At 69.7% G+C, this 14,208-nt stretch carries 16 protein-coding genes; 12 read left to right on the top strand and 4 right to left on the bottom strand.

Annotation, left to right across the window (positions count from 1 at the left end; translation table 11 throughout):
- Position 1 precedes the first annotated feature (1 nt).
- Positions 2-307: a DUF2469 domain-containing protein gene (locus A9X00_RS18960; protein ID WP_003875077.1), complete on the top strand. Its 306-nt coding sequence runs from the start codon at positions 2-4 to the stop codon at positions 305-307.
- Positions 308-315: 8 nt separating this feature from the next.
- Here the strand turns inward: A9X00_RS18960 and A9X00_RS18965 are convergent, their stop codons facing one another.
- On the bottom strand, positions 316-1,056 hold the full coding sequence (locus tag A9X00_RS18965) for a GAF and ANTAR domain-containing protein (RefSeq protein ID WP_156772177.1): 741 nt from the start codon (positions 1,054-1,056) through the stop codon (positions 316-318).
- A 98-nt stretch (positions 1,057-1,154) separates the two neighbouring features.
- On the opposite strand from A9X00_RS18965, the gene A9X00_RS18970 reads away from it, so the two are divergent.
- The 6 genes from A9X00_RS18970 (at position 1,155) to dprA (ending at position 6,279) form a co-directional block, all read left to right on the top strand.
- Positions 1,155-2,135: an NAD-dependent epimerase/dehydratase family protein gene (locus A9X00_RS18970; RefSeq protein WP_067156798.1), complete on the top strand. Its 981-nt coding sequence runs from the start codon at positions 1,155-1,157 to the stop codon at positions 2,133-2,135.
- Positions 2,136-2,159: 24 nt separating this feature from the next.
- Positions 2,160-2,975, top strand: a complete 816-nt coding sequence (gene fdhD, locus A9X00_RS18975; RefSeq protein ID WP_067156770.1) for a formate dehydrogenase accessory sulfurtransferase FdhD — start codon at positions 2,160-2,162, stop codon at positions 2,973-2,975.
- A 3-nt stretch (positions 2,976-2,978) separates the two neighbouring features.
- Entirely contained in the window at positions 2,979-3,152 is a 174-nt protein-coding gene (locus tag A9X00_RS18980) for a 5'-phosphate oxidase (RefSeq protein ID WP_067156772.1), read from the top strand.
- A gap of 114 nt (positions 3,153-3,266) precedes the next feature.
- On the top strand, positions 3,267-3,644 hold the full coding sequence (locus A9X00_RS18985) for a YraN family protein (protein ID WP_067156775.1): 378 nt from the start codon (positions 3,267-3,269) through the stop codon (positions 3,642-3,644).
- Positions 3,644-5,155 carry a YifB family Mg chelatase-like AAA ATPase gene (locus A9X00_RS18990; RefSeq protein WP_067156778.1) on the top strand — a complete coding sequence of 504 codons (1,512 nt, stop codon included), beginning with the start codon at positions 3,644-3,646 and terminating at the stop codon, positions 5,153-5,155. Before A9X00_RS18985 ends, A9X00_RS18990 begins: the two co-directional genes overlap by 1 nt.
- The gene (dprA, locus tag A9X00_RS18995) at positions 5,152-6,279 is read left to right on the top strand and encodes a DNA-processing protein DprA (protein WP_067156780.1); all 1,128 of its coding nucleotides are present in this window, start codon (positions 5,152-5,154) and stop codon (positions 6,277-6,279) included. Before A9X00_RS18990 ends, dprA begins: the two co-directional genes overlap by 4 nt.
- Positions 6,280-6,285: 6 nt before the next feature.
- On the opposite strand, the gene A9X00_RS19000 is transcribed toward dprA, so the two are convergent.
- Together A9X00_RS19000 and A9X00_RS19005 are read right to left on the bottom strand one after the other, a co-directional pair.
- Entirely contained in the window at positions 6,286-7,233 is a 948-nt protein-coding gene (locus A9X00_RS19000; protein WP_067156782.1) for a hydroxymethylglutaryl-CoA lyase, read from the bottom strand.
- Positions 7,230-8,450: a CaiB/BaiF CoA-transferase family protein gene (locus A9X00_RS19005; protein WP_067156785.1), complete on the bottom strand. Its 1,221-nt coding sequence runs from the start codon at positions 8,448-8,450 to the stop codon at positions 7,230-7,232. The genes A9X00_RS19000 and A9X00_RS19005 overlap by 4 nt, the downstream gene beginning before the upstream one ends.
- Before the next feature lie 174 nt (positions 8,451-8,624).
- Between A9X00_RS19005 and A9X00_RS19010 the strand changes: the two genes are divergently transcribed.
- The 4 genes from A9X00_RS19010 (at position 8,625) to A9X00_RS19025 (ending at position 12,696) form a co-directional block, all read left to right on the top strand.
- A complete protein-coding gene (locus A9X00_RS19010) occupies positions 8,625-10,013 on the top strand; it encodes an MFS transporter (RefSeq protein ID WP_067156787.1) in 1,389 nt (462 codons plus the stop codon).
- A 29-nt stretch (positions 10,014-10,042) separates the two neighbouring features.
- Positions 10,043-11,122, top strand: coding sequence for a PPE family protein (locus A9X00_RS19015; protein ID WP_082975382.1), 1,080 nt, complete (start codon positions 10,043-10,045; stop codon positions 11,120-11,122).
- Positions 11,123-11,186: 64 nt separating this feature from the next.
- Positions 11,187-11,486, top strand: coding sequence for a PE family protein (locus A9X00_RS19020; RefSeq protein WP_067156802.1), 300 nt, complete (start codon positions 11,187-11,189; stop codon positions 11,484-11,486).
- 10 nt (positions 11,487-11,496) lie between these two features.
- Positions 11,497-12,696: a PPE family protein gene (locus A9X00_RS19025; protein ID WP_067156789.1), complete on the top strand. Its 1,200-nt coding sequence runs from the start codon at positions 11,497-11,499 to the stop codon at positions 12,694-12,696.
- A gap of 11 nt (positions 12,697-12,707) precedes the next feature.
- Here the strand turns inward: A9X00_RS19025 and A9X00_RS19030 are convergent, their stop codons facing one another.
- Positions 12,708-13,526 carry an IclR family transcriptional regulator gene (locus A9X00_RS19030; RefSeq protein WP_067156794.1) on the bottom strand — a complete coding sequence of 273 codons (819 nt, stop codon included), beginning with the start codon at positions 13,524-13,526 and terminating at the stop codon, positions 12,708-12,710.
- 104 nt (positions 13,527-13,630) lie between these two features.
- Here A9X00_RS19030 and A9X00_RS19035 point away from each other — a divergent pair.
- A partial coding sequence (locus A9X00_RS19035; protein WP_067156803.1) for a siderophore-interacting protein occupies positions 13,631-14,208 on the top strand: 578 nt, incomplete at its 3' end.

Raw genomic sequence — 14,208 nt, forward strand, 5'->3', positions numbered from 1 at the left:
GATGAGTGCAGAAGATCTCGAAAAGTACGAAACCGAGATGGAGCTCTCGCTGTACCGCGAATACAAGGACATCGTCGGCCAGTTCAGCTACGTCGTGGAAACCGAACGGCGCTTCTACCTGGCCAACAGCGTGGAGATGACGCCGCGCAACGCCGACGGCGAGGTGTACTTCGAGCTCCGATTGTCCGACGCGTGGGTGTGGGACATGTACCGGCCGGCCCGGTTCGTCAAGCAGGTCCGCGTGGTCACCTTCAAGGACGTCAACATCGAAGAGGTCGAGAAGCCCGAGTTACGGCTGCCGGAGTAGGCCGCCGGCTAAGTCGCTTCGCCGTTGGCCGGCAATTGGCCGCGGTTCTCGATGACGGCGCGCGCCACGTCGGCCAGCTTGATGTTCAGCGCCTGGGAATGGCGGCGCAGCAGGTCGAACGCCTGGTCTTCGGTCATGTCGTGCAGCAGCATCAACATGCCGACCGCCTTGCCGGTCTCGCGGTTGCTCATCAACCCCCGGCGCAGGCTCGCGGCGTCTTCGCCCTTGGCGACCGCGTTGATGGCCACGCTGGCGAACGACGCGAGCACCGCCGCCCGGCCCGCGGACTCGGCGTCGAACACGTTGGGGGTGTCGCTGAACAGGTTGAGCGCGGCCCCCTTGCGCTTGTCGACCAGGAGCCGAAAGCCCATGGCCCCGCGCACCGGGGTTTCCTCGACGAGGATCTTGGCGAGCTTGGGCCACAGCGACGGCGTGGTCAGGTCGGGGTCGATCTGGGGAGTCTCCTCCTCGATCGCGTCGATGCACGGGCCGTCGCCGGAGCGCCGTTCCAACTCGTCGATTTGCTGCGCGATGCGGTCGCTGGCGCCGACGGTGACGTAGCGGTCGCCTTCGCGCACCAGCAGGCTGGCGTGGTCACAGCCGCGGACGGTCAGCGTCGCCGCGATGCAGATGGCCGCGTACATCTGCTTGGCGTCCGAGCCTTGGTAGATGATCTCGGCCAGGGCGGCGAAGACCGTCGCCGGGTCGGCCGTGTCGCCGCCCGGTGTCGAACTCGTCTCGTCTGCCACTTTGCCTCGTTCCCGCTCGTGATCCTGTGTCGAGAGTATCGGCATGCGACTTTCGCGAGCGCGGTTTGGTCGGCGGTCGCGAAGGGAAGCACACCCGGGTGGGACTGACAGTGGCGGTGACCGGGCCAACCGGGGAGATCGGGGTCTCGGCGGTGACGGCGCTCGAGCGCGAGCCCGCGGTGGAGAAGATCATCGGGATGGCGCGCCGGCCGTTCGACCCGGCGTCGTGCGGCTGGCAGAAAACCACCTACCAGCAGGGCGACATCACCGACCGCGAGGCCGTCGACGCCCTGGTGGCGGGGGCCGACGTGGTGGTGCACCTGGCGTTCATCATCATGGGCTCGCGCGACGAGAGCCGCCGCATCAACCTGGAGGGCGCCCGCAACGTGTTCGAGGCGACGGTCGCCGCCGAGCGACCGCGGCGCCTGGTCTACACCTCGTCGGTGGCGGCGTACGGCTACCACTCGGACAACCCCGTCCCGCTGACCGAGGACGTGCCGGCGCGGGGGACCCCCGAGCACTACTACTCGGCGCAGAAGGCCGAGTGCGAGGCGATGCTCGCCGACATCACCAAGGGCTCGTCGCTGGAGGTGTTCGTGCTGCGGCCGTGCATCGTCGCCGGGCCAAAGGCGACGGCGTTGGCCGACGCGATGCCCTGGAACCAGCTGCCCGCGCCGGTCCGCGCCGTCACCAAGGTGGCGCCGGCGCTGAAGCCGGTCGTGCCGGATCCGGGTATTCCGTTGCAGCTGGTCCACCACGACGACGTCGCGGAGGCGATCGCGCTGGCGGCGACGGCCCCGGCGCCGCCGGGGGCGTACAACATCGCCGGTGAAGGTGTGGTGACGGTGTCGGAGGTGGCCAAGGCGCTCGGTGGCCGGCCGGTGCGGGTTCCCGCGATTGCCGCCTCGGCGGCGTCGGCGGCGATTTCCAAGGTGCCGTTCGTCCCGTCCATGCTGGAATGGCTGCACTCCGCGCGGACGTCGGTGGTGATGGACACCGGCAAGGCCCGGACCCTGCTCGGATGGCGGCCGGTCCACTCGTCGGCGGAGACGCTGGCCGCGCTGGCCGAGGCGGTGTGAGGGCGCCAGGGTAGTTTTGAGCGCGTGGGCCAGGTAACGGCGCGCCGACGCGCGCGGCATCTCACGGCCGACCGCGCCGTCACCCGACCCGAAACCCTGGCCGTCGAGGAGCCGTTGGAGATCCGCGTCAACGGCTCGCCGGTCACGGTGACGATGCGCACGCCCGGCTCGGATTTCGAACTGGCGCAAGGCTTTCTGCTCACCGAGGGGGTCATCGGCGACCGCGAGGACGTCCGGACCATCCGCTACTGCGACGGGCGCACCGACCCGAACACCTACAACGTCCTGGACGTCACGCTGGCTCCCGGGGTGGCGCCGCCGGACCTCGACGTCACCCGCAACTTCTACACCACCTCGTCGTGCGGGGTCTGTGGCAAGGCGTCGCTGGACGCGGTGCGGTTGATCGGCCGCTTCTCGCCCGGCTCGGATCCGGCGACCGTCGCCGCGGCCACACTCAAGGCGATGCCGGGCCAATTGCGCTCCGCGCAAAAGGTTTTCGACAGCACCGGTGGGCTGCACGCGGCGGCATTGTTCGGCGTCGACGGCGCGCCGCTGGTGGTGCGCGAGGACATCGGCCGGCACAACGCGGTCGACAAGGTCGTCGGCTGGGCGGTGGAACACGGGCGCGTTCCGCTGCGGGGCTGCGTGCTGCTGGTCAGCGGCCGGGCGTCGTTCGAATTGACGCAAAAGGCCGTGCTGGCGGGCATTCCCGTGCTGGCCGCGGTGTCGGCACCGTCGTCGCTGGCGGTGTCGCTGGCCGAGGAGTCCGGCATCACGCTGGTGGCGTTCCTGCGCGAGGACTCGATGAACGTCTACACCAGGGCGGATCGGATCGGGTAGGGCATGTCGCGGTTCAAGACGGAAATGGCGACCTGCCCCGCCTGCCGGCGCGAGGCCGAGGCCACCGTCGAGTACACCTACGACAGTGACGGCAACGTCACCGGCAGGCGGGTGCGCGAGGTGCACTGCCGGTCCGCGGACTGCCCGGGCACCGACGTGCCCCCGCACTGGAGCTAGCTTCCGGTTCGCGGCTGTGGATGGACGCGTGACTGTGGATAGACCGCCGCTGCACTGAGCTTCACGCCGCCGCCGGGCGTGCGCGCGTCAGCACCGCCGGACACCGTGGCCCCCATGACGACGGAACAGGCCATGACCCGGGTGCAACTGGGGGCGATGGGCGAGGCGCTCGCGGTGGACTATCTGACGAGGATGGGGCTGCGGATCCTGGGCCGCAATTGGCGCTGCCGCTACGGCGAGCTGGACGTGATCGCGGCCGACGACGCCGCCCGCACCGCGGTGTTCGTGGAAGTGAAGACCCGCAGCGGGGACGGCTACGGCGGGCTGGCCTACGCGGTGACCCCGCGCAAGGTGGGGCGGCTGCGCCGGCTGGCCGGGCTTTGGCTGGCCGGCCAGGACCAGCGCTGGGCGGCGCTGCGCATCGACATGATCGGCGTGCGGGTCGGGCGCAAGCGCACCCCGGAGATCACCCACCTGCAGGGAATCGGCTAATGGCGCTGGGACGGGCGTTCTCAGTCGCGGTGCGCGGATTGGACGGCGCCACAGTGGAAATCGAGGCCGACATCAGCTCCGGCCTGCCGGGCGTGTATCTGGTGGGGCTGCCCGACGCCGCCCTGCAGGAGTCGCGCGACCGGGTCCGCGCGGCCGTCACCAACTGCGGCAACGACTGGCCCCAGTCCCGGCTCACGCTCGCGCTGTCGCCGGCGACGCTGCCCAAGATGGGATCCGTCTACGACGTCGCGCTGGCGGCCGCGGTGCTTTCCGCGCAGCGCAAGCACCCGTGGGAGCGGCTGGAGAAGACGGTCCTGCTGGGTGAGCTGGCGCTGGACGGCCGGGTGCGGCCGGTGCGCGGGGTGCTGCCCGCGGTGCTGGCCGCCAAACGCGACGGCTGGCCGGCCGTCGTCGTCCCGGTGGACAACCTGGCCGAGGCGAGCCTGATCGACGGGATCGACGTCTGGGGCGTGCGCACGCTGCGGCAACTGAAGAACTGGCTCGGCGGCTCCGGCGGCCTGGAACCCAGGATCAGCGCGCGGGCCACGGACCCGGAGCCGTCGGCGGATCTGGCCGACGTGGTCGGGCAGGCGCAGGCGCGGTTCGCGGTGGAGGTCGCGGCCGCGGGGGCGCACCACCTCATGTTGACCGGACCGCCCGGCGTGGGCAAAACGATGCTGGCGCAACGCCTTCCGGGGCTGCTCCCGCCGCTGTCGGACGACGAGGCGCTGGAGGTCACCGCGATTCACTCCGTGGCCGGACTACTGTCGACCGACACGCCGTTGATCACCCGGCCGCCGTTCGTGGCGCCGCACCACAGCTCCACCGTCGCGGCGCTCGTCGGCGGCGGATCGGGGATGGCCCGGCCGGGCGCCGTCAGCCGCGCGCATCGCGGGGTGTTGTTCCTCGACGAGTGCGCCGAGATCAGCGTCAGCGCGCTCGAGGCGCTGCGAACGCCGTTGGAGGACGGGGAGATTCGCCTCGCCCGCCGCGACGGGGTGGCGTGCTACCCGGCCCGCTTCCAGCTGGTGCTGGCCGCCAACCCATGCCCCTGCGCTCCGGCCGATCCGCAGGACTGCGTCTGCGCGGCCGCGGCCAAACGCCGCTACCTCGGCAAGCTGTCCGGGCCGCTGATGGACCGCGTCGACCTGCGGGTGCAGATGAATCCGGTGCGCGCTGGGGCGATCTCGGTCACCGACGGCGAATCGACCGCACAGGTTCGCCGGCGGGTCGCGGCGGCGCGCGACGCGGCCGCCGAGCGTTGGCGACCACACGGATTCCGCACCAACGCCGAAGTCAGCGGGACCCTGTTGCGGCGAAAGTTTCGTCCCAGCAACGCCGCGATGGAGCCGCTGCGCAAGGCGTTGGACCGTGGGCTGCTCAGCATCCGCGGCCTGGACCGCACGCTGCGGGTCGCGTGGAGCCTGGCCGACCTGGCGGGCCGGCCCCTGCCGGACCTCGACGAAGTCGCCACCGCGCTCAGCTTCCGGCAACCGGGTGCGCAGCGATGACCGATCACCTGTTGCGGGCGTGGGCTTACCTGTCCCGGGTGGCCGAACCACCCTGCGCGCCGCTCGCCGAGCTGGTGCGACGCGTGGGCCCGGTCGAGGCCGCCGAGCGGGTCCGGCGCGGATCGGTCGACGCCGAACTGGCGCGCCACACCGAGGCCCGGCGCGAAATAGACCGAGCCGCAGCCGATCTCGAGCTCATCGCGGGACGCGGCGGGCGGTTGATCACATCCGACTGCGACGAGTGGCCGCTGCTCGCGTTCGCTGCCTTCGGCAACGCCGAGGTCAGGGCCCGCACCGGCCCGCCGATGGTGTTGTGGGCGATGGGCCCGGCCCGCCTCGACGAGGTGGCGCAGCGCGCGGCGGCCGTGGTCGGGACGCGCGCGTCGACCGTATACGGGGAACAGGTGGCCGACGACCTGGCCGCCGGGCTGGCCGAACGCGACGTGGCGGTGGTGTCCGGCGGTGCCTACGGCATCGACGCCGCGGCGCACCGCTCGGCGCTGAACTGCGACGGGATCACCGTGGCCGTGCTCGCGGGTGGCCTCGACATCCCTTATCCGGCGGGCAATTCCGGGCTGCTGCATCGCATCGCGACCCGCGGGCTGGTGTTCAGCGAATACCCGCCCGGTGTCCGGCCTGCCCGGCACCGGTTCCTCACCCGCAACCGGTTGGTCGCCGCGGTCGCGGGGGCGGCGGTGGTGGTCGAAGCCGGCCTGCGCAGCGGCGCGGCCAACACCGCGGCGTGGGCACGGGCGCTGGGCCGCCCGGTGGCCGCGGTGCCCGGACCCGTGACCTCGTCGGCATCGGCGGGATGTCACGCGCTGTTGCGCAGCGGCGCGCAGCTCGTCACCCGCGCCGACGACGTCGTCGAGTTGGTCGGCCACATCGGTGAGCTGGCGCCCGAAGAGCCGCACCCCTGCACGGCGCTCGACGGGCTGAGCGACGCCGAACGCCGGGTGTACGAGGCGTTGCCCGGCCGCGGCGCCGCCACGGTGGACGAGATCGCCGTCGCCTCGGCGCTGGCGCCCGAGCAGGTGCTCGGGCCGCTGGCGATGCTCGAGATGGCCGGTTTGACGCGCCGCGACGACGGGCGGTGGCGCATCGTCCGAGTGGGTGGCCGATGAGTCGGGTCAGGCGGAAATCCAATCGCCGATCAGCCATTCCAGCGCGTGGGCGGTGGATCGCGCGCCTTGGGCGGCCTTGGCGCGGTTCGGTTCGCCGAGCACCGCCAGGACCCGTTCCCCGGCGCGCACGATGTCGGCGAACGCCCGAGGGGTCAACCAGCGGGGTTGCAGCGCGAACAGCAGGTCCTCGGTCGGCGTGTTGCCGCTCGCCCCCGGGGCGAAAGGGCAGCCGCCGAGGCCGCCGAGCGCCCCGTCGACCATCGTGGCGCCGGCCTGGATGGCGGCGAGGCTGTTGGCGACCCCCATGCCCCAGGTGTCGTGCCCGTGGAAGACGATCTCGCGGTCGGGCGCGACGGCGCGAACCCGCTCGACCAAGCGGCGCACCTGGTCCGGCGTGGCGTGGCCCAGCGTGTCACACAGCACGACGCTCGAGATGGCTGCGGCCCGGTCGTCGGTGATCAGGTCGAGGACGCGCTGCGGGTCGACGGCGCCGCTGTAGGGGCAGGTGAAGGCGGTTGCCAAGGTCAATTCCAACCGACCGCCGGCGATCGTGACGAGGTCGACGACATCGGGCAGGGCGGCCATGCTGTCGGCGGTGGTGCGCCCGACGTTGGCAATGTTGTGCTCGTCGCTGACCGACAGGCAGTACTGAAAGTTGCGGGCCCCGGCCTCGATCGCCCGAAGGACGCCCCGCGGTGTGGCCGCCCAGACCCAGCAGCGTTGCAGCTCTTCGGGACTCAGCGCGGCGATGACTTCTAGGGTGTTGGCCATCGGCGGCACCAGGTCGGGTCGCGCCATCGCGCCGATTTCCACCGCCTCCACGCCCGCGTCCAACAGCAGGCGCGCCAACTCGACCTTGCGGGCCGTCTCGAGCGGCTTGCCCGTGAGCTGCAGGCCGTCGCGCAGGGTCACGTCGCGCAGGATCGCGTTGCGCAGCTGTACCGAGGCCGTCATCCGATGAGCTCCTTGATCTCTTGATCCGCGGTGAGGGCGCCGAGGATCTCCTCGGTGTGGGCGCCGAGCTCGGGTCCGAGGCTCGCGATCGCCCGCGCGGTGTCGCCGATGCGCGGAACGATGCCGGGGAACGCTACATCCGGCAGGATCTCGGTGCCGGTCGAGACCGGCAGGCGCTGGATCATGCCGCGCGCCAGGAACTGCTCGTCGGACTTGATGTCCGCGGCGGTGTTGATGGGGCCTGCGGGAACCGACGCGGCCGCGAGCGCGGCGAGCACTTCGCCGGCGGCCAGCGTGGCGGTCCACGCACCGATCGCCTCGTCGAGCTCGTCGCGGGCCTGCCAGCGCAGGGTGTTGTTGGTCAGTCGCGGGTCGTCGGCCAGCTCCGGCCGTCCGATCACGCTCATGAACCGGCGATAGATCCCGTCCCCGTTGCCGGCGATCACGACCCAGCGGCCATCGCCGCACCGGTACGCGTTCGACGGGGCGATGCCCTCCATGCGACCGCCGGTTCGGGTTCGGGTGACTCGATAGGCGTCGTACTCCGGGACCAACGATTCCATCACCGAGAAGATCGCCTCGGTAAGCGCGACGTCCACGGTGCGGTCGGGCAGCGACGTGGATCGCCCTGCCGCACGGTCTTTCTGGCGCTGATGGAGGGCCAGGAGCGCGCCGAACGCGGCATAGATGCCGGCGATCGAATCGCCGATGGACACGCCCACCCGGGCCGGCGGACGATCCGGCTCGCCGGTCAGGCCGCGCAGCCCTGCCATCGCCTCGGCGACGGCGGCGAAGCCCGGTTCGTGGGCCCGCGGTCCGGTCTGTCCGTAGGCCGAGACCCGCACGACGATCAGGTCGGGATTCTGTGCGCTCAGCTCGGCCGGGCCGATGCCCCACCGTTCCAGCGTGCCGGGGCGGAAGTTCTCCATCACGATGTCGCAGGAGCGGGCCAGTTCGCGCACCGCGGCCTGCCCCCGCTCGGTCTTGAGGTCCAGCACGACGGACTTCTTGTTGCGGTTGATCGTGTGAAAAAGCATCGACGTGGTGCCCGAGTAGAGGCGCCACGTCCGCAATTCGTCACCGGTTCCCGGCTTTTCGACCTTGATGACCTCGGCGCCGAAATCGGCCAAGAGCCGACAGCCCGTCGGGCCGGCGATGTAATTGCCCAGCTCAAGGACGCGTATGCCGTCGAGTGGTCCGCCGTTGAACCTGTCCATCGAATCTCCTCCCGTGCCTCACGTCGTGCCCACATAGTGCATTGCAACCCACATTATGGCAAGAAGGCCTTCACAGGTGTGACCAGAGCCGCTACAGTCACCTTCTGTAGTGAAACTCACATTGCAAGTTACGGATTACGAAGTAGGTCAGCCCGCGGAAAGGGGAGAGCAAGGATGACAACATCACCAACCGTGACGCTGAACACGACCTCCGTCGGCGAACAACTGGATCGCATGCCGGTGGGAACCGTGCACCGCAAGGCGATCGTCGTCGTCGGCCTCGGCCTCTTCTTCGAGATGTACGAGATCTTCCTGGCCAGCACCATGAGCACCGCGCTGCGCCGCGACTTCGGTATCCGCGGCACCGAACTCGACGTGGTACTGGCGTCGGCATTCGTCGGAATGTTCTTCGGTGCAGCGCTTTTCGGACGGCTGGCGGACCGGATCGGCCGCCGGAAGACGTTCCTGCTGGGTCTGACCTGGTTCTCGGTGTTCTCGCTGCTGGGCGCGTTAGCGCCCTCTCCGGCCCTGCTGGTGGGCTCCCGTTTCCTGGCCGGCGTGGGGGTGGGCGCCGAATACCCGGTGGCCGACTCCTACCTCGCCGACGTGCTGCCCAAGGAACGCCGGGGCCGACTGGCGTCCTACGCCTACACCTGCTCGTTCCTCGCCGTACCGTTCGCCGGCTTCCTCGCGATGTGGTTGACCAAACATTCGCCGCTCGGCATCGCGGGCTGGCGCTGGCTTCTGACCATCGGTGGCCTGGGCTTCGTGATCGTCTTCCTCCTGAACCGTTGGCTGCCCGAGTCGCCGCGCTGGCTCGCCGGCGTCGGCCGGATCGACGACGCGCAGCGGGAGCTGGACAAGTTCGCGGCCGGGGCGAAAGTGCGTGCCCTACCGATCGAAAACGGCCCCGGGGCGCCCGGCGGGGCCGGCGTCGGGCCTGAGCAAGGGAGCGCCGCGCTGACCCGTCTGCGGCACGCCCCCTACAACCGCAGGTTGTCGATGCTGGGCGTGTTCCACCTGTTTCAGACGTTCGGCTACTACGGCTTCGGCACGCTTGCGGCGCTGGTCCTGGTCAGCCGCGGCTACGACGTCACCTCGTCGATGTTCTTCGCCGCATTGTCGTTCCTCGGCTATCCGATCGGGTCCGCGGTGTCGATCCCGTTGATGGCGCGGTTCGAACGCAAGTTCCTGCTCGTCGGCGCGACGGTGGCGATCGCGGCGTTCGGCCTGATGTTCGCGACGCAATCGTCGGTCCCGTCGATCGTCGTGTTCGGCTTTCTGACCACCGCGACAGCCAACGTCTTCTCCAACGTCTACCACGTGTACCAGGCCGAGATATTCCCAACGGCCGTGCGCGCCACGGCAGTTGGGTGGACCTACTCCCTGTCCCGGCTTTCCAGCGGAGCCTCGCCGTTCATCCTGATTCCCGTCCTCGACAGGTACGGCGCGGGAGCCATGTTCACCGTGGTGGCGATGGCGCTCGCCGTCGTCATCGTCGCCGTCCTCGCCCTCGGGCCGCGCACGTCGCGGCGCAGCCTCGAGGACATCAACCCGGCCTGACGGCGAGTCAAAGCGGTTGAGGAGTAGTTGTGTTCGATTTCGGGGCGCTACCGCCGGAGATCAATTCGGGCCGGATGTATGCCGGTGCGGGCGCGGGACCGATGATGGCCGCGGCCGCGGCCTGGCACGGACTGGCGGCCGAGTTGAGCGCGAGCGCTTCCGGCTATTCGTCGGTGACCGCCGAGTTGACCACCTCGCAGTGGCTCGGTGCGGCATCGCAGTCGATGGTGACCGGTGTCGCCCCCTTCGTCGGTTGGTTAAGCGCCGCCGCCGCATTGGCTGACGAGGCGGGCACGCAGGCCAGCGCCACCGCGGCCGCTTACGAGGCGGCTTTCGCGATGACGGTTCCCCCGACCGTGATCGCCGCCAACCGAGCGTTGTTGGCGTTGCTTGTGGCGACGAACTTCTTCGGCCAGAACACCCCGGCGATCGCTGCAACCGAGATCCAATATGCCGAAATGTGGGCCCAAGACGCCGCCGCCATGTACACCTATGCCGATTCCGCGGCGACCACTTCGCAATTGGTCCCGTTCACCGAACCGACCCCGACCACCGACCAAGCCGGACTGGCCCAACAGCAAGCCGCCGTCGCTCAGGCCGCCGAAGCAGCGGCGGGACCGTCGGCGACGCAGGCGGCGATCAACGACCTGGTCACCAGCTTGTCCGCCCAGATAAAAGGACTTCTCTTCAGTCCCCTGGACGTCATCTACTGGCCGATGATCTATGTGGGATCCCTGATTTTCTCGCAGATCGGTGCGCTGTGGCCCGAGCACGCCGCCGGCGGGGCGGCAGCAGCCTTATCCGCACCGCCGGCGCTTGCGGCGCCCGCCAACCTCGGCAGTGGGCTGTTCTCGGCAAACTTGGCTTCGTCCAACAAGATCGGGTCGCTATCGGTTCCACCGAGCTGGGTCGCGACGGCGCCCAATGCGGCACAAGAGTCCATCGTCCGGGGGATCGGCAGCGAGGAAGCCGGCGGCCCGTCGAACGGACCAGAGGCACTGCTGCGTCAAATGCCGCCGGCTCGCGGCAGGCGTGACCGCGGCGGCTGGCCGCCCCGCGAATACGGATTCCGCCCCCGCTTTACTGCTCGTCCACCGTCGGCCGGGTAACACCGTGGTGCGGAAGACCATCGAGATTCATTGAACCGGAAGGTTATTGGGGAAGGAGATCACCATGTCCTTTGTTACTGCGCAACCAGAAGCCTTGGCGGCAGCGGCTGGCGCCTTGCGCGCCATCGGCTCTGCGCTTGCGGCTCAGAATGCGGCGGCCGCCGCGCCGACGACGGGGGTGATGCCCGCTGCCACCGACCAAGTGTCGATACTGACCGCGGCGCAGTTCGCCGCCCATGCGCAGCTGTATCAGCAGGTCAGTGCGCAAGCCATGGCCATTCACGAGATGTTCGTCAGCGCATTGGATCTCAGCTCGGGATCGTATGCGGCCACCGAGGCCGCCAACGCGGTCGCGGCTGGTTAAGGGGCTCGCGATGCTCGACTTCGGGGCGCTACCACCGGAGATCAACTCGGGGCTGTTGTACGCGGGCCCGGGCGCGACATCGATGATGGGGGCGGCATCCGGTTGGAATGCCCTTGCCGCCGAGCTGAATTCGGCTGCTATAGCCTACGACAGAGTGGTGAACGCGTTGTCCGGCGAGGAGTGGTTGGGACCGGCCTCGGCGTCGATGGCGCAGGCCGTCACCCCTTACGTGGAATGGATGAGAACCACCGCCGCCGCGGCTGAGCATGCGGCCGGTCAGGCCATGTCCGCTGTGACGGCCTTCGAGACGGCGCTTGCCGCGATCGTGCCGCCGCCCGTGATCGCGGCCAACCGTGTCAATCTGGCGCAGCTACTGGTCACCAACGTGCTGGGCCAAAACACCGCGGCGATAGCAGCTTTGGAAGCCCAGTACGGCGAAATGTGGGCAACCGACGCGGCCACGATGTACAACTATGCGGGCCGATCGGCGAACATCTCGGCGGTGAAACCGTTTCCCTCGGCGCCCCGCACGACCAACCCCGCTGGGATGGCCAACCAGGCCGCCTCGGTCGCCGCGGCCACCGGTACATCGGCGGGCACGGCGCAAGACACGTTGCGCAACGCGATGGGCACGATCACCTCGGCGCTGGGAAAACTGTCCACCGGTATGCAGGCGGCCGAATCGGCGCCCCCGCCGGCGGATCCGGTAAAGGCCGCGCTCACTTCGGGTTTGGTGGGATACCTAGGTGACATTTTCACCTTCTACGCGCCGTTTTCCACCACGTTCTACAACACCGAGGGCCTGCCCTTCTTCTCCGCCGGCATCGCCAACACCTTTATGACGATCGCGAAAACCGCGGGCTCATTTGGCGGTGCCGCGAGCGCGGCCGCCCCGGCGGCGGCACCGCCGGCGGTCGTAGTCCCGCCACTCGGGTTGGGGTTGGCCCATGGCGGGGCATCGGTTACCGGAGCGTTGGGCCACGCGGCCTCCGTCGGTCATTTATCGGTCCCGCCGGCCTGGGGCACGTTGGCGGAGCCACACCACGGCTCGATTATGCCGGTCAGCAATGTGAGGGAGGCCCCGGACGCACGGGCGGGCAACGTCTTCGGCGGCATGCCGCTGGCCGGGGCGGGTGACGGAGGCGCCTCCAGGGGGCCCCGCTACGGCATGCGTCTTACCGTCATGCCCCGCCCGCCGGCCGCCGGGTAGCGTCCCGCGCCTCAGTAGGGGAGACGGCCGCCGAGCGTCCGCGTCACCTGATCGGCTGCCCCGACCACGTTTTCGGCCCACAGCTCGGCGCGCTCATGGGGCAGACGGAAACTGGGTCCGCTGATCATCAGGGCGCCGGCCACCCGGCCGCGCGAGTCGAACACCGGCGCCGCCACACCCGTCGCGCCCTCGTCGCGCTCCCCGGAGGTGACGGCAAAACCCATGCGACGCGTCTCTTCCACCTTGGCGCGCAACGACTCCGGGTCGACGATCGTTGCGTCGGTGAACCGGGCCAGGTCCGAAGCGAGCACCTCTTCCAGCGCTTCGTCGTCCCAGGCCATCAACACCCGCCCCGCCGAGCCGACGTGCAACGGGACCACCTTGCCCACGTGCATCTCGCGCCGGATCGCGTGGCGCGTCTCGGCGATGGCGACGCACACCCGGAACGGCCCCTCCCGGCGGAAGAAGCACGCCGTCTCGCCACTCGCGTCGCGCAGCGATTCCAGCGCCGGCGAGACCGCCTGCAGGATGTCCATGCTGGTGGCGACGGGAGCCGCCCAGTAGGCGATGCGGGCACCGATCCGAAAGCGGTCGCCGGCCCGGTCGAGGAACTCCTCGGCCACCAGGTTGGCCACCAGCCGCTGCACCGTCGAGGTCGGATAGCCGGTCCGGGCGCGGATTTCGCCCAGCGTCAACTCCGGCTCGGACAGCGTGAATGCGTCCATGATCCCGCGGATCTTGGCCAGAACCAGCAGCGGCTTGATGCCAGGCGACAACGTCCGCGACGACGGCACCAACGGGGGAACCGCCGAACCCTCGGCCTCAGTCATTCCCTCATTGTCCCGGTATCGGATTCGCGGCACGGCCTAACCGGCAAACTGCCCACCGGGGGTCCGTATAGTCGACGGGGGGTCGGGTCCCTACAGGAGGATAAGTGGCAGGTCGACCTCTACAAAGCTTCGAAGTGAGCCGCACCGAGCAGCTCACCCCGCACATGGTTCGGGTCGTGCTGGGCAGCAGTCACTTCGACACCTTCGCGCCGAGCAAATTCACCGACTCGTACGTCAAGTTGGCCTTCGTCCCCGACGGCGTCGACGTGGCGGCGCTGCCGCGGCCGTTGACCCTGGACAGCTTCGCCGACCTGCCCCCGGAGAAAAAGCCGTCGGTGCGGACCATGACCGTGCGCGACGTCGACGTCGACGCCGGCGAACTCACGGTCGACATCGTCGTGCACGGCGAGCACGGGATCGCAGGCGCCTGGGCGGCCTCGGCCCAACCCGGCCAGCCGATCTATCTGATGGGCCCCGGCGGCGCCTACACCCCCGACCCCGCCGCCGATTGGCACCTGTTGGCCGGCGACGAGTCGGCGCTCCCGGCCATCGCCACGGCGCTGGAAGCCTTGCCTCCCAACGCCGTTGGCAAGGCGTTCATCGAGGTCGCCGGCCAGCAAGACGAGATCCCGCTGACCGCACCGGAAAACGTCGAGGTGAGCTGGGTCTACCGCGGCGGGCG

This window comes from Mycobacterium sp. 1245805.9, from assembly GCF_001672915.1.
Lineage (GTDB): Bacteria > Actinomycetota > Actinomycetes > Mycobacteriales > Mycobacteriaceae > Mycobacterium.